The sequence below is a fragment of the Saccharibacillus qingshengii genome, from assembly GCF_013185195.1.
Lineage (GTDB): Bacteria > Bacillota > Bacilli > Paenibacillales > Paenibacillaceae > Saccharibacillus > Saccharibacillus qingshengii.
Genome location: NZ_JAAZWC010000017.1, coordinates 63,696 through 87,332 on the forward strand (window position 1 = coordinate 63,696; position 23,637 = coordinate 87,332).

At 56.3% G+C, this 23,637-nt stretch carries 20 protein-coding genes; 15 read left to right on the forward strand and 5 right to left on the reverse strand.

Annotated features, from left to right (window positions below):
• The first annotated feature begins 62 nt into the window (after positions 1-62).
• The 6 genes from folE to HRQ60_RS15155 all read left to right on the forward strand — a co-directional run bounded on the left by folE (position 63) and on the right by HRQ60_RS15155 (position 4,849).
• Entirely contained in the window at positions 63-656 is a 594-nt protein-coding gene (folE, locus tag HRQ60_RS15130; protein ID WP_172196819.1) for a GTP cyclohydrolase I FolE, read from the forward strand.
• Between the two features lie 214 nt (positions 657-870).
• Positions 871-1,398 carry a hypothetical protein gene (locus HRQ60_RS15135; protein WP_172196821.1) on the forward strand — a complete coding sequence of 176 codons (528 nt, stop codon included), beginning with the start codon at positions 871-873 and terminating at the stop codon, positions 1,396-1,398.
• A 164-nt stretch (positions 1,399-1,562) separates the two neighbouring features.
• A complete protein-coding gene (locus HRQ60_RS15140) occupies positions 1,563-2,465 on the forward strand; it encodes an ABC transporter ATP-binding protein (RefSeq protein ID WP_172196823.1) in 903 nt (300 codons plus the stop codon).
• Positions 2,462-3,253 carry an ABC transporter permease gene (locus HRQ60_RS15145; RefSeq protein ID WP_172196825.1) on the forward strand — a complete coding sequence of 264 codons (792 nt, stop codon included), beginning with the start codon at positions 2,462-2,464 and terminating at the stop codon, positions 3,251-3,253. The genes HRQ60_RS15140 and HRQ60_RS15145 overlap by 4 nt, the downstream gene beginning before the upstream one ends.
• 19 nt (positions 3,254-3,272) lie before the next feature.
• The gene (locus tag HRQ60_RS15150; RefSeq protein ID WP_172196827.1) at positions 3,273-3,875 is read left to right on the forward strand and encodes a TetR family transcriptional regulator; all 603 of its coding nucleotides are present in this window, start codon (positions 3,273-3,275) and stop codon (positions 3,873-3,875) included.
• Positions 3,876-3,940: 65 nt separating this feature from the next.
• Positions 3,941-4,849 (forward strand): lipoate--protein ligase family protein, encoded by a 909-nt coding sequence (locus HRQ60_RS15155; protein ID WP_172196829.1) that lies wholly within the window; start codon positions 3,941-3,943, stop codon positions 4,847-4,849.
• A gap of 141 nt (positions 4,850-4,990) precedes the next feature.
• On the opposite strand, the gene HRQ60_RS15160 is transcribed toward HRQ60_RS15155, so the two are convergent.
• Positions 4,991-6,043, reverse strand: coding sequence for an alpha/beta hydrolase (locus HRQ60_RS15160; protein ID WP_172196831.1), 1,053 nt, complete (start codon positions 6,041-6,043; stop codon positions 4,991-4,993).
• Positions 6,044-6,411: 368 nt separating this feature from the next.
• Here HRQ60_RS15160 and HRQ60_RS15165 point away from each other — a divergent pair, with 368 nt between their 5' ends.
• Together HRQ60_RS15165 and HRQ60_RS15170 are read left to right on the forward strand one after the other, a co-directional pair.
• Complete coding sequence (locus HRQ60_RS15165) at positions 6,412-7,155, forward strand: IclR family transcriptional regulator (RefSeq protein ID WP_172196833.1); 744 nt, start codon at positions 6,412-6,414, stop codon at positions 7,153-7,155.
• A gap of 77 nt (positions 7,156-7,232) precedes the next feature.
• On the forward strand, positions 7,233-7,742 hold the full coding sequence (locus tag HRQ60_RS15170; RefSeq protein ID WP_172196835.1) for a GNAT family N-acetyltransferase: 510 nt from the start codon (positions 7,233-7,235) through the stop codon (positions 7,740-7,742).
• A gap of 104 nt (positions 7,743-7,846) precedes the next feature.
• On the opposite strand, the gene acnA is transcribed toward HRQ60_RS15170, so the two are convergent.
• Positions 7,847-10,591: an aconitate hydratase AcnA gene (gene acnA / locus HRQ60_RS15175; protein WP_172196837.1), complete on the reverse strand. Its 2,745-nt coding sequence runs from the start codon at positions 10,589-10,591 to the stop codon at positions 7,847-7,849.
• Between the two features lie 350 nt (positions 10,592-10,941).
• Between acnA and HRQ60_RS15180 the strand changes: the two genes are divergently transcribed.
• From HRQ60_RS15180 to HRQ60_RS15210, 7 genes are all read left to right on the forward strand, one after another.
• The gene (locus HRQ60_RS15180; protein WP_172196839.1) at positions 10,942-12,030 is read left to right on the forward strand and encodes a D-alanine--D-alanine ligase; all 1,089 of its coding nucleotides are present in this window, start codon (positions 10,942-10,944) and stop codon (positions 12,028-12,030) included.
• 139 nt (positions 12,031-12,169) lie between these two features.
• Positions 12,170-12,487 carry a hypothetical protein gene (locus HRQ60_RS15185; RefSeq protein WP_172196841.1) on the forward strand — a complete coding sequence of 106 codons (318 nt, stop codon included), beginning with the start codon at positions 12,170-12,172 and terminating at the stop codon, positions 12,485-12,487.
• 27 nt (positions 12,488-12,514) lie between these two features.
• Positions 12,515-13,282 (forward strand): enoyl-ACP reductase FabI, encoded by a 768-nt coding sequence (fabI, locus tag HRQ60_RS15190; protein ID WP_172196843.1) that lies wholly within the window; start codon positions 12,515-12,517, stop codon positions 13,280-13,282.
• A 173-nt stretch (positions 13,283-13,455) separates the two neighbouring features.
• On the forward strand, positions 13,456-14,316 hold the full coding sequence (locus HRQ60_RS15195) for an inositol monophosphatase (protein WP_172196845.1): 861 nt from the start codon (positions 13,456-13,458) through the stop codon (positions 14,314-14,316).
• Positions 14,317-14,366: 50 nt separating this feature from the next.
• Positions 14,367-14,648 (forward strand): hypothetical protein, encoded by a 282-nt coding sequence (locus HRQ60_RS15200; RefSeq protein ID WP_172196847.1) that lies wholly within the window; start codon positions 14,367-14,369, stop codon positions 14,646-14,648.
• Positions 14,649-14,791: 143 nt separating this feature from the next.
• Complete coding sequence (locus tag HRQ60_RS15205; protein ID WP_172196849.1) at positions 14,792-16,036, forward strand: stalk domain-containing protein; 1,245 nt, start codon at positions 14,792-14,794, stop codon at positions 16,034-16,036.
• A gap of 240 nt (positions 16,037-16,276) precedes the next feature.
• Positions 16,277-19,411 carry a PAS domain S-box protein gene (locus tag HRQ60_RS15210; protein ID WP_172196851.1) on the forward strand — a complete coding sequence of 1,045 codons (3,135 nt, stop codon included), beginning with the start codon at positions 16,277-16,279 and terminating at the stop codon, positions 19,409-19,411.
• Positions 19,412-19,446: 35 nt separating this feature from the next.
• Here HRQ60_RS15210 and HRQ60_RS15215 read toward each other — a convergent pair whose 3' ends face one another.
• The 3 genes from HRQ60_RS15215 to HRQ60_RS15225 all read right to left on the reverse strand — a co-directional run bounded on the left by HRQ60_RS15215 (position 19,447) and on the right by HRQ60_RS15225 (position 23,543).
• Positions 19,447-20,343: a tetratricopeptide repeat protein gene (locus HRQ60_RS15215; RefSeq protein ID WP_172196853.1), complete on the reverse strand. Its 897-nt coding sequence runs from the start codon at positions 20,341-20,343 to the stop codon at positions 19,447-19,449.
• Between the two features lie 38 nt (positions 20,344-20,381).
• On the reverse strand, positions 20,382-21,329 hold the full coding sequence (locus HRQ60_RS15220) for an ATP-binding protein (protein ID WP_172196855.1): 948 nt from the start codon (positions 21,327-21,329) through the stop codon (positions 20,382-20,384).
• Positions 21,330-22,235: 906 nt separating this feature from the next.
• Positions 22,236-23,543 carry a glutamate-1-semialdehyde 2,1-aminomutase gene (locus HRQ60_RS15225; RefSeq protein WP_172196857.1) on the reverse strand — a complete coding sequence of 436 codons (1,308 nt, stop codon included), beginning with the start codon at positions 23,541-23,543 and terminating at the stop codon, positions 22,236-22,238.
• Positions 23,544-23,637: the final 94 nt, after the last annotated feature.

The following is a 23,637-nucleotide window of genomic DNA, read 5'->3' on the forward strand; positions in this document are numbered from 1 at the left end:
GATCGAGGGTCCGATTCGACGAATCGGACCCGATTCCTGCATCAGGTAAGGAGGAATAAAGCATGGCCGGCGTGAACGATTATACGAACAAGAAGGTTGGCGACAACCGGGAACAAATCGAGCAGCATATCGCCAAAATTCTGGAATTGATCGGTGAGGATCCGCAGCGGGAAGGGCTGTTGGAGACTCCGGCGCGAGTTACACGGATGTACGAGGAGATTTTTGCCGGTTACGACGTCGATCCGAGGGAAGCGCTGGGCGTGACGTTCGATGAGCATCACGAAGAGCTGGTCATCGTCAAGGACATCGTTTATTACAGCCAGTGCGAGCACCATATGGCGCCGTTCTTCGGCAAGATCCATATCGGCTATATTCCGAACGGCCGGATTGCGGGACTGAGCAAGTTCGCCCGCCTCGCCGAAGCGGTGACGCGCCGCCTGCAGGTGCAGGAACGCATTACCACGCAGATCGCCGACATTTTGGTGGAAGTTCTCCAGCCCAAAGGCGTTATGGTCGTTGTGGAAGGCGAACATCTGTGCATGTGTGCGCGCGGCGTTAAGAAACCGGGCAGCAAGACGGTAACGACCGCCGTACGCGGCGTGCTGCGCAACGATTCGGCGCAGCGTGCCGAATGTCTGACGCTGATCAAGAACTGAAGCCTGACGGTAGGCCATTCGCATTCGGCGAATGAACCTTTCCCGGATGTGCGCAAGCAAGACGAACCTGTCCGGCCCTGGGCCGTTTCTTCAAATGCCGGATTCCTGCAGACCGGGTGTTCATTTGAAGAGATCCCCGAGGCCGGCGGGTTCTTTTTTCAGCTTGGGAAAAGGGATGGATGTTCCCGGCAAGCGACGGAAGGAGTAGAGGGAAATGAGAAAAACGGCAATCGGCTTCGCACTGATTCTGCTGATCGTGCTGACGGCATGCGGCAAGCCGGCTTGGGTCGGCCATCAGGAATCGGAGCCGCTGGAAGGCACGCAGCCTCTGTTCGATCTCAAAGCTTATGATCCAAGCGAGAAGGTACAGGTCGCCTGGGACGGACAGACGGCGCCGGGGACTTTCGAGCGTCATCCGAAGTTTCCTCTAGGCGTTTATCTGCCCGAAGGGGCGACCGCGTTCAAGATGGGCAACGATACGGCCTGGGGATTCCAGGATAAGCAGATCTTTATGACCGTCACGCAAAATTCGCTGATCGATGCTTCACTGATGCGCGACCGTACCGAAGAATTGATGGGCTATAAAGAGTACAAAGGATCGATCAACGACGGACGCATCGCGGACTTTTTCCAGGTGGAACATGGCGGCGAAACGTACGTGGTCTCGTTCACCTATCTCGACACAGCCAAAGCGCTGCCGCTGTTGACCGAAATGGCCAAAAGCCTGAGAAGCATCGAATAGAGCCTGCGCTCGAAAAATCAACCCTGAAGACCGTTACGGCGAATATTTCGCCGTACCGGTTTTTTTATTCTTTTTGCATAATGGGTATAAAGGAGCTTAACAAAATACGTTCAATACTCTATTTTATACTTATACAACACATAAAGTATAAAAGAGGTGAACGTATGGCTGTTATCGAAACAACGTCTTTAACTAAGGTATACAAGTCCAAACAAGCCGTGTCGGATTTGAATCTGAAGGTTCAACCGGGAGAGATCTACGGGTTTATTGGACCGAACGGGGCAGGAAAGTCCACGACGATCCGAATGATCATGCAGCTGGCCAAGCCTACGGCCGGTCAGATTCGACTGTTTGGGCAGGATGCCGGACGCCCTTCCGCCGATCTGCGCCGGCGTATCGGCTATCTGCCGTCGGAGATTCGGCTCTATGACCGTTGGAGCGGACGGGAGAGCCTGGCTTTTACGGCGCGGGCCTACGGCTTGAAGCTGTCCGAGACGTCCTATCGCGAACAGGCGGTAATGCTGGACCTCGATCTGGACAAAAAAGTAAAATCGTATTCGCTCGGCAATCGCAAGAAGCTCGGCCTGATTCAGAGTTTGCTGCATAAGCCGGAACTGCTCATTCTGGACGAACCCACATCCGGACTGGACCCGCTGATTCAGCGCAAACTGGTGGAAATGCTGCTGGAGCAGCGGGCTGAGGGAATGACCATCTTCTTCTCCACCCATGTGCTGAGCGAAGTGGAGCGTCTGTGCGACCGGGTTGCCATGATTCGCGAAGGGAAGCTTCTTCGGGTAGACGATGTCCATTCGCTGGCGGAAGGCCGGCGGCATCACTTCCGGGTTCGTTTCCGTGAAGAAGGCGACTTGACGGATGTACTGAAACTGCGGGAGTTCGATCCGGAAGCCAAAGTGGAAAATGGAGTTCATCTGTTTGCGGTAGAAGGATCGGTGGGTCCGGTACTGGAGCGGTTATCGCTTCGGGAGATTGCCGACCTAAAGGTGGAACGGCCAACGCTGGAGCAGCAGTTTATGCGGGATTACGAAGGGGAGGCCGAACAAGGATGAGAATCAATTTGATTGCTATGGAGCTGAAGTCGCTTCGTATCTCTTTTGTGGTCGGCACCCTGGTGCTGCTCGTCTATCAATTCGCGCTTGGCGCGATGGCGGACTCGTTTACCGGAAATGTAGGCATGATGGAGCTGCTGCAGAGCAAAGCGGGCATTCTGGAATCGTTCGGGATCAATGCGGAAATGATGACCTCCTACGAAGGATGGATCGCCGCGCAGCCGCATACGTTATTCGTACTGCTTCTCGGCGCTTTTTCGGCAATCTGGGCGGGTTCCTGCATCTCGAGAGAGCGGGACAAAGGGACGGCGGAGTATCTCTTTTCTCTGCCTTACACCCGTCAAGAAGTCTTTTTCTCCAAAGCTGCTGCGCATCTGATACTCGTGACGATTATAGCTGGGCTTACTTTTGTAGTGAACTGGGTCGCGGGCCTATGGTTCAGCAGCGTCTCGGATGTCGGATTACTGCTTCTGCTGGCGGCCGCCGGATACTGCATCGCGCTTGCTTTTCTGGGGATTGGGTATCTGTTAACCTTCTGGGTGACTTCCGAACGGACGGCGACTTCAATCGGAATCGGACTTGTTCTGGTTATGTTTTTTATGGGCTTGCTGTCAACAGCTCAAGGCGCTGCGGCAGAATTGGCGAAAGCCAGTCTGTTCCAACTGTTTCCTCCAAGCGATATTGTGCAGCAGGCTTCCTTGACAGCGACCGGCGTATTCATTACGGTTGGTTTGTACGTGGCGGGTCTAATCGTCGCAGCTTGGGGATTGAGCCGTCAGGATTTATAAAAGGAGTGTGAGAAGCGGAGTGAGCGGCAAACGCGAACGAGTCATCGAGGCCGCTTCGGCGCTGTTTTTCAAGCAGGGCATTGCCGAGACCGGTATGGAACGGATCGCCGAAGCGGCCTCGGTATCCAAAATGACTTTGTATAACTATTTTCAAAATAAAGAAGGACTGCTGCGCGCAGTGATCGAAACCATGATGCAAAAAGCGGAAAAAGATACCGACCGCGTGCTTGCGGAAGAGTCCGATCCGTTCAATGCCCTGCTTCGATTGCGCAATGCGGCAGAATACGCGTCGATCTCGGAGCTTTTCGTCAAAGAGCTGCTCGACGGTTACCCGGATATTGCCGCAGACCTGATGGAATTCGAGAAAGGAAACATGGTGGGGCGAATCGAAGAAATTATTTTTCGAAGCCAGCAATCCGGCATGCTGCGCAAAGACGTCTCTCCGCATGTGATGTTCATGTTTATGATGGCTGTCAAAGAGTATATGAGCCGACCGGGGATCTGGAGCGGTATGCCGGATGCCCACGCCGCAAGAGAGCAGGTCTTGTCGCTGATGTACAAAGGAATCCTAAGCGAGGACTATCGCCGAACCGCAGAAGAACCGGATGCCGGTACATCATAGGCATCAACAGCCGGCGTTCAGAAGGATTGCAAGAAATCCAACAAGTAGAAAAGGAGCGGTCAGCCATGAGTGTGGAGCAGCCGGAGTATCGCAAAGCGGAGGGCGCGCAAGCAAATGCCGAAGGACCGGGAACACAGGATCGGACTACAGCCGAAGAGGAAGCGAGCGGCCTCTGGCCTTCCGGCATCCGAATCTGGGCTCCGCCGCTTGAGAGCATGCCGGAGGACATTCTGTTCCCGATCGCCTGGGAAGAAATGATGTGCCGGCGCGTCGGAGAAGGCGAGGCGCCGATCATGCATATCTGGCGCCATCCGTATGCGCTGACGATCGGCATGCGGGATCGCAGACTGCCCCGGGCGCCCCAGGCGATGGACAAACTTCGGCGCGAAGGCTGTTCGGTAGCTGTCCGGGTATCGGGCGGAGCGGCGGTTCCGCTCGACGAAGGCGTGGTCAATGTGTCGGTGATTCTGCCAAATCCGGAGCGCAAGCTTGAACTGCACGGCGATTTCGAACGGATGGTTTCGCTGATCGCCGGAGCGGCTTCGCCTTGGACGAGCGATTCGAGAGCCGGCGAGATCTCCGGGGCTTTTTGTCCGGGCGATTACGATGTCAGCGTGAACGGGCGCAAGTTCTGCGGCATTGCCCAGCGCAGGCAGACCAAAGCGTATATCCTGACCGCATTTGTCATTGTGGACGGCAGCGGCGAGGAGCGGCGGCGTCTGGCCCGCGAATTCTACGACGAAGCTTCCGGCGTGCTGAAGCCGGGGGACGCTTATCCCGAAGTCCGGGAAGGGACGATGGGAAGTCTGGACGAGCTGGCCGGCGTCCCTTCCGCCGAAGCCTACATTTCTTCGCTGGAAGAGTGGATGATCGATCATGCGGGAGCCGCTGTGCTGGAACAGGCACCCGAACTGCCGATGGACGAACTGGACCTCCTGTCGCAGCAGCTCAAAGCGCGGTACGATAAAGATTAACGGAGGGAAGCCTTATTCGCTTAGACCTCACGGAAGCAACAAAAAGCCGCTTCGAACGCCGCGCAGGCGGGTTCGAAGCGGCTTTTGCTGCCGAGTACAAGGAATTCGGAGCGGTGCGGTGCAGGCGTATCGGTTCCGGGCTTAAGGAAGCTTGATTTCTCCGACTTCGCCGTTCTCGATCTCGTCCTGCTGCGCCAGGCGAATATCGCCAAGGAAATTGGAGACGCGGCGCAGGTATTCGCGCGGATGCTCGCGGAAGATCAGCTCGTGGTGCGAGTCTTTGACAATCCAGGATCTGGAGTTCGGATTGGTCTGGTTCGCGGCCAGCTGCTCGGCGATCTCGTAAGGGGCTTTGGTATCTTCCGTTCCGTGAATAAAGAAAATCGGAATCGGGTAATCTTCCTGTTCGACTTTCTGGTACGGAATCTGATGCAGACTCGTGCCGTTCAGGATCGGGAACAGGAACTGCAGAATCTCAAGCGACGGATGGCGCGGCAGAGCGATATTTTGCCGAATGTTGTGGTACAGCGTATCCGGCTGCAGCAGGAAGGCGCTGTCCAGGATCATGGCATCGATATCGTCGCTGATCAGAGCGGCCTGCAGCGCGGTGCCGCCGCCCATCGAGAAGCCCCAGACCACAACCTGCTCGGCTCCTTTTTGCTTGGCATATTCGACGGCTCCGAGCAGCTGCTGGGTTTCTTTTTTGCCGCCGGTTGCGACTTCCTTGCTGCCCTGCGAAGCGAAGCCGTAATCGAACATGATGACATTGAAGTTCAAACGGTGCGCATAATGCGCCAGGTCGTACATCGGAATCCAGGTCTCTTCGCGGTTGGCTCCATAGCCGTGGCTGAGCACGATCGTTTTCTTCGAATCCGTATTTTCGGCCGGGATGTACCAACCTTGCATGGTCCGGCTTCCGTCGATTGCAGGGAACGTGATATCTTCATACTCCATCCCGACCGCCTGCTTGGGGTTGGAATATAAGGGAGCGACGGTGGGGTTGGACAGGACCCAGGCGATGTAGGCATGCAGAGCGACGAAGCAAAAGATCAGAAAGAAAAGGATCGATAAGAACAGAGCCACTGCTATATTACGCAACCGGCGACGGCCCGAGTGGGTTTCCTTGACAGGATCTTCCGTCTGCGGGGCGGACTGCCTCTGGGACGGAGCTAGGCTTCCGGAAACGGGATTCATCGCGGTCTCTCCTTAGTCTGAATTTGGATCGGCAGATCTGATGGATGCGGCGAAGAACGCTGCACCGTCACTCTGACCGACTCGAAACTTGTTGAAAAATGAAAAAACTTCGTTGTATTTATCGTATGCGCCGATCCTATCGAAGTCAAACCTACTCCTTTTATCGGCCGCCGCGGCAGACGATGTAACCCCTTTATTTCGTCGGTGCGAGTTTCATAAAAAATAAAAGGGTTTCATCAAATGAAACGAAATGTGCTATATTTAGAAGAAACAAACGGGCCGGAAAAGGTACCTTTACTTATGAAACGATCGGCGCCCGCTTGAAACTCAAAATTCCCGCTGGGAATCCGGAGAGAAGGTAGACCTGTATGGAAGACGGCAAATTAACGGTTCGTGCGGTCGAACGCGCGCTTGATATATTGATGTGTTTTACCCGGAGCGGTGCCTTGAGCCTTACGGAGATTGCCGGCGAAGTGGGGCTGCACAAAAGCACCGTTCACCGGCTGATGACGACACTCGAGGAAAAAGGATTTGTCAGCCGTGACGCTTCTACCGAGAAGTATCGGCTGGGCATCAAAATCTGGGAACTGTCCGCGCATCTGTCGAACACCGACGATCCCGCGCTTCTGCTTCTTCCCGCCATGGAGAAGCTGCGGGACGAATTGGAAGAGACCGTCAGTCTCTACGTGAGAGACGGCCGGGAACGGCTGCGTATTCAGGCTGTGCAGAGCAACCAGGCGATCCGCCGTGTGGCTCCTGTCGGCGCGCGCCTTCCGCTGTACGTCGGCGCTTCGAGCAAAATCCTGGTCGCTTTCGCAAGCGAACGTGAGCAGGAATACATCCTCAGCGATCCGATCTGGCCGGATATGGTCGCAAGATCCGCTTTTCGCGACCAGTTAAAAGCGATCCGTGCTGCCGGTTACGCGATTAGTGTCGAAGAAAGGGAGCAGGGCGCTACGTCCGTAGCGGCCCCTATCTTCGATCTCAAAGGCAATCTGGCCGCGGCCCTGTCCGTATCCGGACCGCTGGCGCGTCTGCCTGTAGAGAAGCTGGAAGGCTATGCGCCGCTGCTGATGGAGCGGGCGCGCCAGATGGGTCTGATGATCCGGTAAGAAAGCGGCAGCCGCGGCAGGGAACCTCTAAATTCGTCACATCATTCAGCCGGAAATCCGGGAAAGGCGGCACGAATATGGAACTTATAATGAGTCAGGTACAAACGGAACGCGAGATGGAGGAAACAGCCGTATTGGCCGCGCGGATCTGGCATGAATACTATCTGTTTCTGATCAGCAAAGAACAAATCGAGTACATGATCGAGAAATTCCAGTCCGTTACCGCGATTGCGGATCAAATAAATCGGCAGGGGTACACCTACTTTTTGATGCGAAATGAAGAAGCGGTGGTCGGATATCTGGCGGTCAAGGAAGAAGAAGGATCGCTGTTTCTCAGCAAATTCTATATCGCCCGGGAGTATCGCGGACGCGGTTATGCCAGCCGGGCCAGCGAATTCCTGGAACGGCTGTGCGAAGAGAGAGGCCTGAGCCATATTTGGCTGACGGTCAACCGGGACAATCGCGACAGTATTGCCGTGTACGAGAAAAAAGGGTTCCGCACCGTACGCGAACAGGTTGCCGATATCGGGAACGGCTTCGTGATGGACGACTACGTGATGGAAAAGGAAATCAAGCTTCCTCACTGAATGCTGCGGACGCAGGAACGCGAAATTGTCAATCCAACCTAAAAAGCTGCACCCGCCGTTTGGCGGGTGCAGCTTTTTGATGTGCGGCTAAAAGTGCGGCAAGCTTAGTCCTGCATTTTCAAAGGTTTTTCGCCGTTTGCGACTTTCATCATTTGGCGAAGGACCGTTTGCAGGATGCCTCCGTTGTAGTAGTAATCGACGTCGACCATGCTGTCCAGACGGGCAATGGCGTTGAAGTCGAATGTGGTTCCGTCTTCGCGCGTTACGGATACCGTCAATTTCTGTCCCGGTTTCACGTCGTTGCTCAGGCCGCTGATATCGAACGTCTCGCGGCCGTCGAGGCCGAGGGATTTCCACGTGCTGCCTTCTTCGAACTGGAGCGGAAGTACGCCCATGCCGACGAGGTTGCTGCGGTGAATCCGTTCGAAGCTTTCCGCGATAACGGCTTTGACGCCCAGCAGCATCGTGCCTTTGGCCGCCCAGTCGCGGGAGCTGCCCGTACCGTATTCTTTGCCGGCGAGTACGATCAGGTTCTGGCCTTCGTCTTGATACTTCATCGAAGCATCGTAGATCGACATCACTTCATCGGTAGGCAGATACTTCGTTACGCCGCCTTCGGTGCCCGGAGCCACCATGTTGCGAATCCGGATGTTGGCGAACGTACCGCGCATCATGACTTCATGGTTACCGCGGCGCGAGCCGTAGGAGTTGAAGTCTTTGCGTTCGACGCCGTGTTCGGCCAGATACAGACCGGCCGGGCTGCTAGGCGCGATGTTGCCCGCAGGAGAGATATGGTCGGTCGTCACCGAATCGCCCAGCAGAGCCAATACGCGGGACTGCTTGATGTCGGCAATATCGTTCATTCCGTCGTTCAGGTAGCGGAAGAACGGAGGGTTCTGGATATAAGTCGAGTTGGAATCCCACTCGTACAGTTCGCCTTCCGGTACTTCGATCGCGTTCCAACGCTCGTTGGCGGTGAACACGTTCGCGTACTTCAGACGGAACATTTCCGGCGTGATCGCCATGGCGACCGCATCGCGGATTTCTTGGGAAGTCGGCCAGATATCGCGCAGGAATACCGGTTCGCCTTGTTGGTCGTAGCCAAGCGGCTCGGTCGCCATATCGATATTCACCGTGCCGGCCAGCGCGTAAGCGACGACGAGCGGCGGAGAAGCCAGATAGTTCATTTTGACCTGCGCATGGACGCGGCCTTCGAAGTTCCGGTTGCCGGACAGTACGCCCGCAACGGTCAGATCGTTATCGGCTACGACTTGGGCGACTTCGTCCGGCAGCGGGCCGGAGTTGCCGATGCAGGTCGCGCAGCCGTAACCGGCTACGTAGAAGCCCAATTTTTCAAGCGGCTCAAGCAGGCCTGCCTTGAACAGGTAGTCGGTTACGATCAGGGAGCCCGGCGTCAGGCTGGTCTTCACGTATTCCGGACGGACCAGGCCGCGCTCGACGGCTTTCTTCGCGAGCAGACCCGCGCCCAGCATAACGCTCGGGTTCGAGGTGTTGGTACAGCTGGTGATCGCTGCAATCACGACGGCACCCGCGCCCATTTCGCTCGTTTTGCCGTTCTTGTGGTTGACCGTGACTTTCTCGGCGATTTTCTCGTCGCTGAGTCCGTAGCCGCCTTTTTCGACCGGCGTGCGCACGATGTCTTCGAAGTTGCGCTTCATGTTGGTCAGCTCGATCCGGTCCTGCGGACGTTTCGGTCCGGCAAGGCTCGGTACAACGGACCCGAGGTCAAGCTCGACGACGTCGCTGAATTCCGGATCGGCCATATCGTCCGTACGGAACATGCCTTGGGCACGGTAGTAGTTTTCGACCAGTTCGATCTGCTCGTCTTCGCGGCCGGTGTTGCGCAGGTACGTCAGCGTCTCGGCATCGACCGGGAAGAAGCCGACGGTCGCGCCGTATTCCGGTGCCATGTTGGCAACCGTCGCACGGTCGGCCAGACCGATGTTGCTCAGGCCGGGACCGAAGAACTCGACGAATTTGCCGACAACGCCTTTTTTGCGCAGAATTTCGGTAACGGTAAGCGCCAGGTCGGTCGCGGTCGCGCCTTCGGACAGGCTGCCCGTCAGTTTGAAGCCGACGACGTCAGGCGTAACGAAGTACAGCGGTTGGCCGAGCATGCCGGCTTCGGCTTCGATACCGCCGACGCCCCAACCGACAACGCCCAGACCGTTGATCATGGTCGTATGGGAGTCCGTGCCGACGAGGGAATCCGGGAAGACGTAAGTTTCGCCTTCGATCACTTTCGTTGCCGCAACGGAAGCCAGATACTCCAGGTTGACCTGGTGCACGATCCCCGTGGACGGCGGAACGGCGCGGAAGTTATCGAATGCCGTTTGTGCCCAGCGCAGGAAACGGTAGCGTTCTTCGTTGCGTTCGAACTCGAGATTGATGTTGAAGTCGAGTGCGTCGGATGTACCGAACGCGTCAACCATAACCGAGTGGTCGATTACGAGGTCAACGGGTACGAGCGGGTTGATCTGTTTCGGATCTCCGCCGCTCAGTTTCACGGTATCGCGCATCGCTGCGAGATCGACGACAACCGGTACGCCGGTGAAGTCCTGCAGGACGATACGTGCCGGAATGAACGGGATTTCCTTGTTGGCGTCGCGTTCTTCGGCCCAGCGGGCGATCTGGTTTACGTGTTCTTCGGTGATTGCGCGTCCGTCAAATTGGCGAACGGCCGCTTCGAGCAGAACGCGGATCGAGAACGGAAGCTTGGAGATGCCGTTGTGTCCTTGTTCTTCGAGTGCCTTCAAGCTGTAGTAACGGTAAGATTTGCCTCCCGATTCGAGCGTACGGGCGACAGAAAATTGATCGGATAAAGCCATGGATGGACCTCCTCGAGAAATGTAATGGATCGCCGCGGAACCAGGTAGTATCTTGACGGAACGCGCGGAAAATCAAGCTCGGAAACGAAGTTCGGCTGCCGTTGAAGGCGCTTTTCCGTTCCGGGAATCATGGACTGATTTTACGAAGTTTCATTGAGTGAAACTAAATTTCAAAAATATCTAATTTAATTATAACGTTTACAATACGGCGCGTAAAGTCCTTTTTGCCACGAAACAGCCGCCGGATTTCGATTTTCGGGCCGGCGCGGTATGCGGGTTTTCTTTGCAGGCGGAGCGCCTATCCTCTATACTGGTGAGAGAGATTTTAACGAATTGACGGGGGCTTAGACATGACAGCAAACAAAGTAACGGTAGGATTGGTATACGGCGGAAAATCGGGCGAACACGAGATTTCGCTGCAGACCGGTTTTGCGGTAATGAACGCTTTCGATTACGCGAAATACGAGATTGTTCCTTTTTATATTACCCTTCAGGGCGAGTGGCGAATGGGTTCCGTTTTGAGTGGGCCGATGAATTCGGTGGAAGAAATGAAACTGGATGTGGCGGCGGGCGGTACGTCCGAAGCGGCGGGCGCTTTGTTCGCTTCGCTGAGCGGCCAAGAGAGCGGCATCGATGTGATGTTCCCGCTTCTTCACGGCACATTCGGCGAAGACGGTACCGTGCAGGGATTGTTCGAAATGGCCGGACTGCCTTACGTCGGCGCGGGCGTATTGTCGTCTTCGGCCGGTATGGACAAAGACGTCATGAAAAAGCTGTTTGCGGCCGCCGGGCTGGAACAGGGCGAGTATATTGCTTTCGGAGAGCGCGATTGGCGTATCAGCCGGCACGATCTGCTTCAGGAAGCGGAGACCAAGCTCGGCTATCCGTGCTTCGTCAAGCCTGCGAACCTGGGCTCGAGCGTCGGCATTTCCAAAGCCGGCGACCAGGAAGCCCTGATCGATGCCGTGGAACTTGCGCTGCGCTATGACCGCAAAGTGCTGATCGAGACATTCATCGACGGACGCGAACTTGAAGTCGGCGTGCTCGGCAACGACGACCCGCAGGCTTCCGTACCGGGCGAAATCGTCTCTTCCGGCGATTATTACGACTATAATGCGAAGTATATCGACGGCAAGTCCGAGATGATGATCCCGGCTCCGGTCGATGCCGACCTGGCCGATTCCCTCCGCGAACTTGCCATTCGCGCTTTCAAAGCCGTCGAAGGCAGCGGCCTGTGCCGCGCCGACTTCTTCGTGCGGCGCTCCGACAACAAGATTCTCATTAATGAAGTGAACACGATGCCCGGCTTTACGCCGTTCAGTATGTACCCTCTTCTCTGGCGCGAAACCGGGATGTCTTATCAGGCCCTGCTCGACCGTCTGATCGAACTGGCTCTGGAACGCCATGAAGCCCGCACCAACCTTCAATACGGAAGATAGGAACCAAACTTTGCATACCCCTCCGGGCTAAGCAAAGTTTGGTTCCCGCGCCGAGCGAGCCTTTAATCTTTGAATCTTTAATTTTTGACTCTTGATCTTCAGCAGTCAGCAGATCATTCGATCGAAAGGAGAGCTAACTATGGGATTTGAAACGGAATTCAACTCGGTCTGCAAATTCAAAAGCGAGCAGGAACTGTACGAACTGCTCGAGTACGGACGCGGCAAAATGCGCAAAGACGGTTTCCGCGTATTTCCGACCGGTCAAAAAGTGATTGCCTATAGCCCCGACAACCAAGCCGTTGCGATTGTACTCGTCACCGCTTCGATCGCGGAGATCAATTTTCAGGATAAAGAGATCACGCAGGTCGAGCTGGATCTGGTGCGCAAGCTGACGGACGAGGAATCGCGCGTGCTGACGGCATTGGCGCATGAAATGTTTTTCGGAGACAAGGAATAACGAACGGAAAATTGGGAGGAACGGATTATGGGAGAACTGTTGGCGGGTAAAAATATCTTGGTGATGGGCGTGGCGAACGATCGCAGCATCGCCTGGGGCATTGCGCAAAGTTTGTCCGCGCAGGGCGCGAGACTGGCCTTTACGTACGAGAGCGAGCGGGTGGAAGGCCGGGTTCGCAAACTGGCCGATACGCTGCCGAACTCGGTCGTACTGCCTTGCAACGTGACGGACGACGCGGAGATCGGAACGCTGGCCGAGAGACTCAAGGATGAATTCGGGGTGCTGCACGGGATTGCCCACTGCATCGCTTTTGCCAAAGCGGAAGACCTGTCGGGACAGTTTGTCGATACTTCCCGCGACGGCTTCGCTCTGGCTCACGATATCAGTTCGTACTCGCTGGTTGCCGTGGCGCAGAAGCTGCATCCTTTGATGAGCGAAGGCGGCGGCATCGTGACCATGACGTATATGGGCGCCGAGCGCGTAATGCGCAATTATAACGTGATGGGCGTAGCCAAAGCCGCTCTAGAAGCGTCCGTCCGCTACCTGGCCGCCGACCTTGGTCCGACGGGCATTCGGGTGAACGCCATTTCCGCCGGCCCGATCCGTACCCTGGCCGCCAAAGGCATCAGCGATTTCAACTCGATCCTGAAAGTTGTTGAAGAGAAAGCTCCTCTTCGCCGCACGACGGAGACGGCCGAAGTCGGAGATACGGCGATGTTCCTGCTCAGCGGGTTGTCCCGCGGGATTACGGGAGAAGTGATCTATGTGGACGGCGGATATCACGTAATGGGATAGGATAGGATCTGCAAATTGCCGATCCCTCCGGGCAAGGCGATTTGCAGATCCCGCGCCAAGCGAGCCCTTCCCGCTCCTGCCGAGAATCCAGGCCCGCCCTCCCTTCCCGCTCCCGGCGGTTCTCCAACGCCCGTACCTTGTCCAACAAGCAGCTCAAGAAAGGCGGTTATACTGTGGAATCGAATGAAAAAGTTCCTTATGTCCTGACGGGCAAAAGTTATACCGCGGTTGCGATCAATGCAGCCGCCAAAGCAGGCGAATGGATCAAAAGCAAATTGGGCATGCACGAACAGCTCTCGACCAAAACGTCGGCCCAGGATTTGGTGACGGAAGTCGACAAAGGCGCCGAGCAGATGATTCGGCGGCTGATTCTCACCCATTTTCCGGATCATGCGATTCTTGGCGAAGAAAGTGTGGAACCCGGCGAAGCGGCCGCAATCAGCGCTCTTGCCGAAGCGCAGGATGAAGAATACCTGTGGATCATCGATCCGATCGACGGCACGACCAACTTTGTGCATGGATTCCCGTTCTATTCGATCTCGATCGCTCTCGCGCATCACGGCGAAGTGATCATCGGAGTGATCTACGATCCGTCCCGAGACGAAATGTTCGTGGCCGAGAAAGGCAAAGGCGCTTATGTGCACGGAGCGCGCATGGCCGTATCCGGAGAAGAACGTCTGGCCGAAGGGTTGATCGCCGTAGGCTTCCCGGCCGATCCGGTGGTCAAGCTGCCGATCAATCTTCGGGGCATCGCGGCGCTTGCTCCTCGCGCCCGCAGTCTGCGCGCCGGAGGATCCGCGGCTCTGCATCTCGCCCACGTGGCGGCCGGCCGCCTCAGCGGTTACTGGGAATCGGGCTTGAATGCTTGGGATATTGCGGCGGGAGCTCTGCTCGTTGCCGAATCCGGCGGCAAAGTGACCGATACGCTTGGCGAAAGCTATCATCTGGGCGTACGCAATATCGTCGCCACCAACGGCGCTCTGCACGCGGAAATGCTTACGGTGCTTAAGGAATCGGACGCGACCGGATTCTGAATCCGGTCTATCCAAAGTCTCTTGGCTAAAACTCCCGAGGAGGAATAGAGATGAGCGATGAGGAGATCCGCAGACCCGGACAGGAAGCAGTGGAGGAAGAACTCCGCGAACTGCTGACGGAAGGCGAACTGAAAGACGACGACCGCGAACGCAAGGAACGCGAACAGATTTCGCCGCGCTACGAGATCCGGATTCAATCGACGCTTGATCCGATCGTCGAAGAAACCCGTCTGTACCGGCAGATGGCGGAAGAGATCGACGACCGCTACGACGATTACCTCAAAAAGACCCAGACGCGGCCGCCTGAAGATCCGGGCGACAGCCGCAAATAAGGCAAGCCGATTCACGTTCGTCAGGCCGCCGTATCCGGAACCTTTTCCGGATGCGACGGTGATTTTTGAATATCGGATTTTTGATCCGCAAGCCGTCAGCCGAATCTATTTGAACGGTCCGCAGAGACCGGAAGGGAACAACAATGACAACAACAACATGGACAAAAAGCTTGAAAGCGCTGATGTGCACCGCGCTGGTGCTTCCGGCCTTCGGACTGGCAGGCGTTTCAAGCACCTACGCGGCGGGCGAGACCTACAAAATCGTCTCGTTCGGCGATTCGCTGACGGCCGGTTACGAGCCCGACAAGGCACAGGCCGATTACTACGGATTTGTTCCCCGTCTTGCGGAGCAGGCAAGCTTCCATGGACGTTCGGAAGTGGACAATTACGGTATATCGGGTCTGAATTCGGCCGGACTCGAGCATTATATCGAAGCGATTCGCGCCGGTACGAATACGACGGCCGACGCTATTCAAGCCGGACTTCGCGATCCGAATGCGGCTGTATTCGCCGCCGATACGGCAGGAATCCGCGCCGATGTGGCCGAAGCCGATGTGATCACGATTACAATCGGCGGCAACGATCTTCTTCCGCTGATTACAGGCAGCCAACTGCCGACCGCGGAAGAATTGACGCCCAAGGTCGAAGCGCTGCTTCAAACCTACGCTGTCAATCTGGGTCAGGTGCTCGGGGATCTGCGCGAGATTAATCCCAATGCCCGTATCGTCGTAGCCGACCAGTATCAGCCGATTCCGGCCATCGCGGCCAAATCGCTGTATGCCACGCTGAACCAGGCTGCAGCCGCGTACACTTCGACGCTGAGCGGAGTCGTAACCGCGCAGAATGCGGCGGGTGCCCATATCGAAACGGTCAATATGACGCCGCTGTTTATCGGCCGTGAAATGCAGCTGACGCATATTGCCCGCCGGGATATCCATCCCAATCAGACCGGTTACGAAGTATTCGCCAAAGCCTTCTCCGAGCAGATCTGGAAAGAATACCGGACGCCGAGCGCTCCCGTTCCGGCAGCGACCGTAGCGGTAGTCGTATCCGGCACGGAATTGAACACGGCATTCAAGCCGATTCTGAAAAACGGCACGACCTTTGTCGTCCTGCGCGACATCACCGATGCGCTCGGAGCCGAGCTGAAATGGAACAATAAGGCGGCGACGGCCAGCATCGTAGTGGACGGCCGCAGTGTCTCGATTCCCGTAGGGAAAAAAGCGATCACCGTCAACGGCCAAGAAACGGCTATCCCGATTGCAGCCTTTACCGAGAAAGTGAACGGAGTCTCGAAAACCTACGTACCGCTTGCGGTGCTGGCGGACGGCCTGGGCTTCGATGTTCAGTACACCCCGCGTTTGCGTACGGTATTCGTGAATCGTTGAGCCGAGCGGAACCTTGCCTGCATACAAGAAATCAAACCGATCCGGAAATGGCTTCTGCCGTCTCCGGATTTTTTTTATCGGCACGAAAAAAGATAACAAACCGAGTCTCGGCACGCTGCGAATTCCCTGTATCCGGCCAATTCGTTTTTTTCTCGCTCGGCTGGGGTAATGACTAACACATGATCGACGGAAAGAAACATCAAAAGGCTCATTATCTTTTTGATTAAGGGGATACCGAGGTTGGAGCAGAATCGAAACGATAGACTTGCACAGGTGGTGTCGGCGGCCGGATTGTACCGTTCTTTGTTAATGAACCATCCAGACGGAATTGTGGTACTGGATCGTACCGGTTGGGTCATTGATGTGAATCCGGCTTTCTTGGAAATGACGGGCTTTACGGCTCTGGAACTGGCCGATCTGATCGAAGCCGAACAAGGGGTATCGAGTGAACAGGCAGCCGATTTGCGGCATTGTTTTGCCCAGGCCGAATCTGGAGTTACGGTAGGCATGGATCTTGAAACCCGGCACAAAGCCGGCGGCAGGAAATATCTCCAGTTGAATTTTGTTCCGCTGGACCATGAAGGCGAGCGTGTCGGCGTCTATGTGGTCTGCCGCGATGCGACGTCCGCCAAAACGCTCGAGCGTAAGCTGAGGGAGACGTCCGAACGGTATAAACAAGCCGAGGCGATGGCGAGGATCGTATTTTGGGAATGGGATCTCGAGACGGGCAAACAGGAGTATTCCGATCTGCTGTACGACGTATTCGGAATCGATGAACGGGAGTTGGTCAACGGGCCGGGAGATATGATGAAGCGGATTATCCCGGAGGACCGTGACCGCGTCGCCAAGCTGCTCGAGGACCGGCTGTCCGGCGGAGAATACGATATCACCTACAGCCTGCTCACGGATAAAGGAGAGCGGCGCACCGTACGGTCGCAGGGGAAAATGACCGATGAGACCCACTTGATCGGAAGTATTCAGGATATTACGCGGCAGACGGACATGGAGCGGCAGATTCGCCAAAGCGAGCTGGAATTCCGTCTGATTTCCGAACACTCGCTGGATCTGTTTACCCGGCAGACGGTGGACTCGGTGTTTCTGTATTTGTCGCCGGCGTCCGAACATATTCTTGGCTACAAGCCGGAAGAACTGGTCGGACAAAGCTCTTTTAAAGTTTTTCATCCCGAAGATGCCGAGAAGGTTGCCGATTATCTGCGGATTGTCGCGGGAGGCGATACGTCGCATACGGTGGAATTCCGCGCCAAGACGCGAAACGGCGATTACGTCTGGCTGGAGAGCGCGGCCAGTTTCACGTACGACGAACATACGGGCGAACCGCTGGAGATTATCGGAGTCTCGCGGGATGTGACCGAGCGCAAGCTCGCACAAAGAAAGCTGCAGGAGAGCGAAGAACGCTATCGTTCGTTGTTCGACTACAATCCGTCCGGTGTGTATTCGCTTAGTCTGGAAGGCATTTATACCTCTTGTAATGACAGTATGGCGGATCTGCTCGGTCTCGGAAAAGAAGAACTGATCGGCAAATCGTACCGTTCCGTGATCCGCGATGAAAATCTGGCACGCACGAATCGGCATTTTGAAGCGGCCTGCCGCGGGATTCCGCAGAATTACGAAGCGGAGATCGAGCGTGCCACGGGTGAAAAGCTGGAGCTGCATATCACGAATGTTCCGATTTTTGTGGAAGGCGAGGTCGTGGGCGTATACGGCATTGCCGGCGATATTACCGAACGCAAACAATATACGCGGCGGATCGAACAGCTCGGTTACGAGTATACGCTGATCTTGAACTCCGTATCCGAAGGGATCTTCGGGATCGGGACGGATGGAAAAACCATTTTCACGAATCCGGCTGCCCTGAACCTGCTCGGTTATGAACAAGAAGAGTTTATTGGGCACGACAATCATACTCTGCTGGTTCATTCGGGGATGGGCGGTGTGGCGTACAGCGTGGAAGAATGTCCGATCTGCAGCACCGTGCACGACGGCATCTCGCGTTCGGTTCAAGAAGGCGTCATGTGGAAAAAAGACGGGTCGAGCTGTCTGGTGCAGTATACGGTCAACCCGATCGTGGACAAAGGCCGGATTCAAGGGGCTGTCGTCGTGTTCCGGGATCTGACGAACGAACGCGAAGTCATGCGCCAGAAAGAGCTGGCCGAACAAACGGCATCGGCCAAATCGGAATTCCTGGCGATGATGAGCCATGAGATCCGCACGCCGATGAACGGCGTGATCGGAATGACCGACCTACTTCTCGATACCGGATTGACGCAGGAACAGCGCGAGTATGCCGAGATTATTCAGGAAAGCGGCGTCTCGTTGATGCGGATTCTGAACGATGTGCTGGATTTCAGCAAGATCGATGCGGGCAGCCTTTCCCTGGAACCGGAAAGTTTTGCGGTCGTTCCGTTGGTGGGAGCCGCCGCCGAGCTGTTTGCCCCGCGGGCGGCGGAGAAAGGCGTCCATCTTAGCTGGGAAGTCTCTCCAAGCGTGCCCGAAGAGATCGTAACCGATCCGGGCCGGCTCAGACAGGTGCTGATCAATCTGATCGGCAACGCGATCAAATTCACGGAGACCGGTTCGATCACCGTGTTTGTCGAGACCGTCCCGGGATCCAGCGAGCGGGAACCCGTGCTGGAGTTCCGCGTGCAGGACACCGGAGTCGGTATTGCGGAGAATCAGCTGGGGCGTTTGTTCCAATCGTTCTCGCAGCTGCATCCCGAATTGAACCGCAAGTACGGCGGGACGGGGCTTGGCTTGTCGATCTGCAAACGGCTGGTCGAATTGATGGGCGGGACAATCCGGGTGGAGAGCCTCGAAGGAACGGGATCGACTTTCCGCTTTACCCTTCCGTGCCGAATTGAAATGTCGAACGAGGCGGAATTGGCCGGGAAAAACGGCGAACAGGCTGCTCCCGATTCTCTTGCACAATTCTCTTCGGAAACGCCGGAGAGCCTCCAAGAACTGCGTGTTCTGATTGCGGAAGATCATCCGGTCAACCGCAGGCTGCTCGTAGAGATGGTAGGGAAATCCGGGATCCGGGCGGATGTCGTGGAGAACGGAATCGAAGCTTTCGAAGCGGTCGTGAAGAAGCGCTACGACCTGATCTTTATGGATGTGCAGATGCCGCAGATGGACGGGATGACGGCAGCGCGCCTGATCCGGCAGGTTCTGCCGGAAGAATCTATTCCGTATATGGTTGCGGTCACCGCTTTTGTACGGCCGGGCTTTGCGGAGGAGTGTTTGGGCAGCGGGATGCAGGCTTATATCGTCAAGCCGATTTCGGAAGCGGAGATCCGCCGGGTGCTGCTGGATCCGGACGGACGCCGCCGCGAGTTTTTGCGTCAGTATCGGGAGTAGGGACGGGTTCGAAAGGCACAAGGAAAAGGCGGGGATTATTTCCCCAGCCTTTTTGGTGCGCGTCTCCAGCCGTAGACCTGCACATGGACGAACGCTTTGCTGAGCATGAAGCTCAGCATATACAAAATCACCAGCAGAATAATGAGGGGCCGGAACAAGATGGACGCGATGATCCAGGTCAGCACCAGCTGCCAGGGCTTAAAGCGGCGAAAGAACACGGGCAGCGTGAAGATCCGGTAAAACCAATAGTTCTTCTGCAGGGCTTCCATGTATTCGGTCCGGGTCTGCTCGTCGTCCGGATTCAGCCGGATCGCCTGCTCCATCATTGTCTTGGCCGTCTTCGCGTCGCCGCGCCGGTCGGCGGCCCACCCGAGATAGAGAAACGTCTGGGGGCGCTCCACATCGTTTTGCAGTGCGGTTTCGGCAGCCGCGCGCGAATCGTCGAAACGCCGCAGATTCGCCAGGACATAACTGTACAGCGCATGGTACAAGCCGTTCTGCGTATCGATATCCAGCGCCTGGGCGATACTCGGGTAAGCCTGCTCGAACTTGCCCTGCTTATTGTACATATTGGCCAGGAGGTAATGCAGATGCGCGCGATACGGATTGATACGCAGGCCTTCCTGTGCGGCTTCCTTCATCTGCGCCCAATCCTGGGTCGAGTAATACACGACGGCACGCAGGAACCAGCCGTCCTCGTCATCGGGACTCAGACGCAGCGCTTGGTCCGTGCAGGCGAGAGCCCGGTCGTATTCTTCCGTATGGACATAAGCCAGCGCCAGCGCGTTGTAGGGTTCCGGCGTTTCCGGTTCTTCGCGCAGCCAATTGCCGGCTTCGGCCAGCGCGTCCTTGTACCGGCCCCAATCAATCAGCCGCTCAAAACGCTCGGCGCGCAGGCCCGGCGGGACCGGGCCGTTCGTTTGTTCACTCATAGGGGACCTCCTGTATTCCGCTGCCGGCCCAAATGGATTTAACGGATTTTATGCTTTTTGATAAATTCGAGGACCTGCGCATATTCGCCGTTCGTATCGCTGAATGTCGCATAATTGCGTGCGGTGGAGAACCAGTCGAGCGTGGAGGCCTGACGGCTCTTCAAGACGCGCCGGAAATCCGTATCCGCAAGCGGCTGGATTTCGCCCGTCTCCATGGCGCGTTCGAGCGCAAGTTCGGTCGCGTCGCGCACCAGCTGCTCGAGATCCGCCCCGGAGAACAGCGGCGTGCTCTCGGCGAGTTTGCGCACGTTGACGGTGTCTGCCGGTTTGCCGGCCAGCTTGAGCTTGAGAATGGTGTCGCGCTCTTCTTCCTCGGGCGGCGTCACAAACAGCAGGTTGTTGAAGCGTCCCGGACGGCGGAGCGCGGAATCGAGATACCACGGCGTATTGGTGGCTCCGATGATAAAGACGTTTTCGTTAAAGCTTTCGAGTCCGTCCAGTTCCAGCAGCAGCTGATTGACCAGCATGCGGTCGTGATGCTGGCGCATGCCGTGGCGGCTGCCGCCCAATGCGTCCAATTCGTCGATAAACAGGACACAGGGCGCTTCGGCGCGAGCTTTTTCAAAAATGCCGTGGAGATTGTGCTCGCTGCCTCCGGTATACATCGACAGGATGGCCTGCAGCTCCAGATGCAGGAAGCTGGCGTCGATCTCGCCGGCTACGGCGCGGGCCAGAAACGTCTTGCCGCATCCGGGAGGACCGTACAGCAGCAGGGAACCGCCCGCTTTTCGGCCGTAGGCCGCGAACAATTCGGGCTGCTTGAGCGGCAGAATAAAGTTCATACGGATCTTTTTCTTGATTTCTTCGAGTCCGCCGACATCGTCGAACGTGACGGTCGGTTTCTCGCTTTCGACCAGGTCTTCGGCATTTTTGTCGAACTGAATGACTTTGAGATTTTTGCGGCGCTGCTCTTTATCGTCGTCCATGGACTCTCCCTCCGCATACGGTTTTCTTTTTATCATAACCGATTTAGGGGGCTTTTCACCAGAATAGGAGATTTCGACAACTTTGGGCTGCTGGCGGCTTCTCTAGTAAGGGCACGCAAACAGAGGCTGTGGAGAACGATCACCTGGCAAAAAAGGCTGTTCGAATGCCGACTGCGATAAATAACAGCGTAGGAGCGGTTATTCATGCCCGGGCCGCCCGGTTTTGCAAAATAACTGCCACGGAACAGCTATTTTTAAAAATAAAGCGGAATAAGAGGCCAGACCCTCTACATAGCGGTTCTCCTGCAGTTATTTTATTGAAAAGAGGAGGTTTAAGCCGAATAAGTGCTCTCAGGCGGTTATTTGGAAGAAGCAGGATCGGAAAATAGGAATGCGGTCAGACAGCCACGATACGATTTATAGGGGACAGGTACTCTGATTATTCTCGGCCTGCCGTTTACTGCGCTTGCAGGGGGAGCTGGCAGAAGGCCGCCGCTTTTTTTGCTGCACAGAAAAAGGCTTTTCCCGCATAGGGAAAAGCCTCAGGCTGTCGAGAAAGTCCTATTCGTAAGAGAAGCTTGTCGGCTGCGGGAGAAATTCGTTTCGGTCGCGTGTTGAAATCGGGAAAAAGGATTGGATTTTAGCGGAATTTTCCCGATTAACGGTGCAAGTTCATATCCTGATTTTGGATGAACTTGCACCACAAAGGCGAACACTATCTTTCCTTCACTGAATTTCTCCCTCCGCCTCCTCGCTTCTCTCGGAATCATACTTTCTCGACACGTTGAGGCTTTTCCCGCATAGGGAAAAGCCTTTTCTACGTTGGCGCCTGAAGAAGCGTCGGCGGCAGGATTCCGGAGAATCGGCCGCGAGATCACATCATCGTGCGGCAGCCCAGGTTAAGGCTCAACGCATCGATTTGAACGTCTCGTCCGCTGCCGCAAGCGTGGCGTCGATATCCGCGTCGGTATGCGCGGTCGTCAGGAACCAGGCTTCGTATTTCGAAGGAGCCAGGCAGATTCCGCGATCAAGCATGCCGCGGAAGAAAGCGGCGAACGCTTCGCCGTCGGTGTCCTGCGCCTGTTCGTAGTTGGTGACCGGATGGTCGCAGAAATGGGTCGAGAACGATCCGCGGATCCGGTTGATCGTCAGCGGCACGCCTCGGCGCTGCGCCGATTCCGCGATGCCGTCCGTCAGGCGAATCGCCAGTCGGTTCATCTCGTCATAGACGCCTTCGCCCTGCAGGACTTCCAGGCAGGCGATGCCCGCCGAGACGGAAGCCGGGTTGCCGGCCATGGTGCCCGCCTGATAAGCCGGTCCGAGCGGAGCAACCTGTTCCATCACGTGTCTGCGGCCGCCGTAGGCGCCGATCGGCAGTCCGCCGCCGAGTATCTTGCCAAGCGCCGTCAGATCGGGCATGATGGCATCATGGTTGTCCAGCTCGCCGAACGTCTGCGCCGAACCGTAGTGGAAACGGAATGCGGTGATGACTTCGTCGTAAATGACGAGCGCGCCATGATCGTGTGCCAGCTTGCAGAGCCCTTCGAGGAAACCTTTCTCGGGCATGACCATACCGAAGTTGCCGACGATCGGCTCGACCATAACGGCCGCGATTTCGCCTTCCCAGCGGTTGAGAGCTTCTTCAAGGCCCTGGAGATCGTTAAACGGCACGGTAATGACTTCCTGGGCGATGCTGGCCGGTACGCCGGCACTGTCCGGAATCCCAAGCGTGGAAGGGCCGGAGCCCGCCGCGACGAGCACCAGGTCGGAGTGACCGTGATAGCAGCCGGCGAATTTGATGATCTTCGAGCGCTTCGTGTAGGCGCGGGCGACCCGGATCGTCGACATGACGGCTTCCGTACCGGAATTGACGAAGCGGACTTTGTTCATCGACGGAATCGCGTCTTTGAGCATTTTCGCGAGCTTGATCTCAAGTTCGGTCGGCGTTCCGTAGAGCGTCCCGTTCTGCGCGGCACGGACGATCGCTTCGGTAATATGGGGATGGGCATGTCCCGTGATGATCGGGCCGTAAGCGGCCAGGTAATCGATATATTCGTGGCCGTCGACATCCCAGAAACGGGAACCCTGGCCCCGCTGCATGAAGACGGGAGCGCCGCCGCCTACCGCTTTGAACGAGCGGGAAGGACTGTTGACGCCTCCGACGATATGTTCAAGCGCTTCAGCGTAAAGCTTTTCGGAATTTGGACGATTCATGATACACGATCCTTTCGATATGAAGGTTGCGGTACAGACGGTTTGAGCCGCCTCAAGGAAAAGAGCGCCTTTGTCAAAAGGCGCTCAGGCTGTC

Coding starts and splice junctions, on each gene's coding strand:
- folE (WP_172196819.1), top strand. CDS start 63: ATGGCCGGCGTGAACGATTATACGAACAAGAAGGTTGGCGACAACCGG.
- HRQ60_RS15135 (WP_172196821.1), top strand. CDS start 871: ATGAGAAAAACGGCAATCGGCTTCGCACTGATTCTGCTGATCGTGCTG.
- HRQ60_RS15140 (WP_172196823.1), top strand. CDS start 1,563: ATGGCTGTTATCGAAACAACGTCTTTAACTAAGGTATACAAGTCCAAA.
- HRQ60_RS15145 (WP_172196825.1), top strand. CDS start 2,462: ATGAGAATCAATTTGATTGCTATGGAGCTGAAGTCGCTTCGTATCTCT.
- HRQ60_RS15155 (WP_172196829.1), top strand. CDS start 3,941: ATGAGTGTGGAGCAGCCGGAGTATCGCAAAGCGGAGGGCGCGCAAGCA.
- HRQ60_RS15160 (WP_172196831.1), bottom strand. CDS start 6,043: ATGAATCCCGTTTCCGGAAGCCTAGCTCCGTCCCAGAGGCAGTCCGCC.
- HRQ60_RS15165 (WP_172196833.1), top strand. CDS start 6,412: ATGGAAGACGGCAAATTAACGGTTCGTGCGGTCGAACGCGCGCTTGAT.
- HRQ60_RS15170 (WP_172196835.1), top strand. CDS start 7,233: ATGGAACTTATAATGAGTCAGGTACAAACGGAACGCGAGATGGAGGAA.
- acnA (WP_172196837.1), bottom strand. CDS start 10,591: ATGGCTTTATCCGATCAATTTTCTGTCGCCCGTACGCTCGAATCGGGA.
- HRQ60_RS15180 (WP_172196839.1), top strand. CDS start 10,942: ATGACAGCAAACAAAGTAACGGTAGGATTGGTATACGGCGGAAAATCG.
- HRQ60_RS15185 (WP_172196841.1), top strand. CDS start 12,170: ATGGGATTTGAAACGGAATTCAACTCGGTCTGCAAATTCAAAAGCGAG.
- fabI (WP_172196843.1), top strand. CDS start 12,515: ATGGGAGAACTGTTGGCGGGTAAAAATATCTTGGTGATGGGCGTGGCG.
- HRQ60_RS15200 (WP_172196847.1), top strand. CDS start 14,367: ATGAGCGATGAGGAGATCCGCAGACCCGGACAGGAAGCAGTGGAGGAA.
- HRQ60_RS15205 (WP_172196849.1), top strand. CDS start 14,792: ATGACAACAACAACATGGACAAAAAGCTTGAAAGCGCTGATGTGCACC.
- HRQ60_RS15215 (WP_172196853.1), bottom strand. CDS start 20,343: ATGAGTGAACAAACGAACGGCCCGGTCCCGCCGGGCCTGCGCGCCGAG.
- HRQ60_RS15220 (WP_172196855.1), bottom strand. CDS start 21,329: ATGGACGACGATAAAGAGCAGCGCCGCAAAAATCTCAAAGTCATTCAG.
- HRQ60_RS15225 (WP_172196857.1), bottom strand. CDS start 23,543: ATGAATCGTCCAAATTCCGAAAAGCTTTACGCTGAAGCGCTTGAACAT.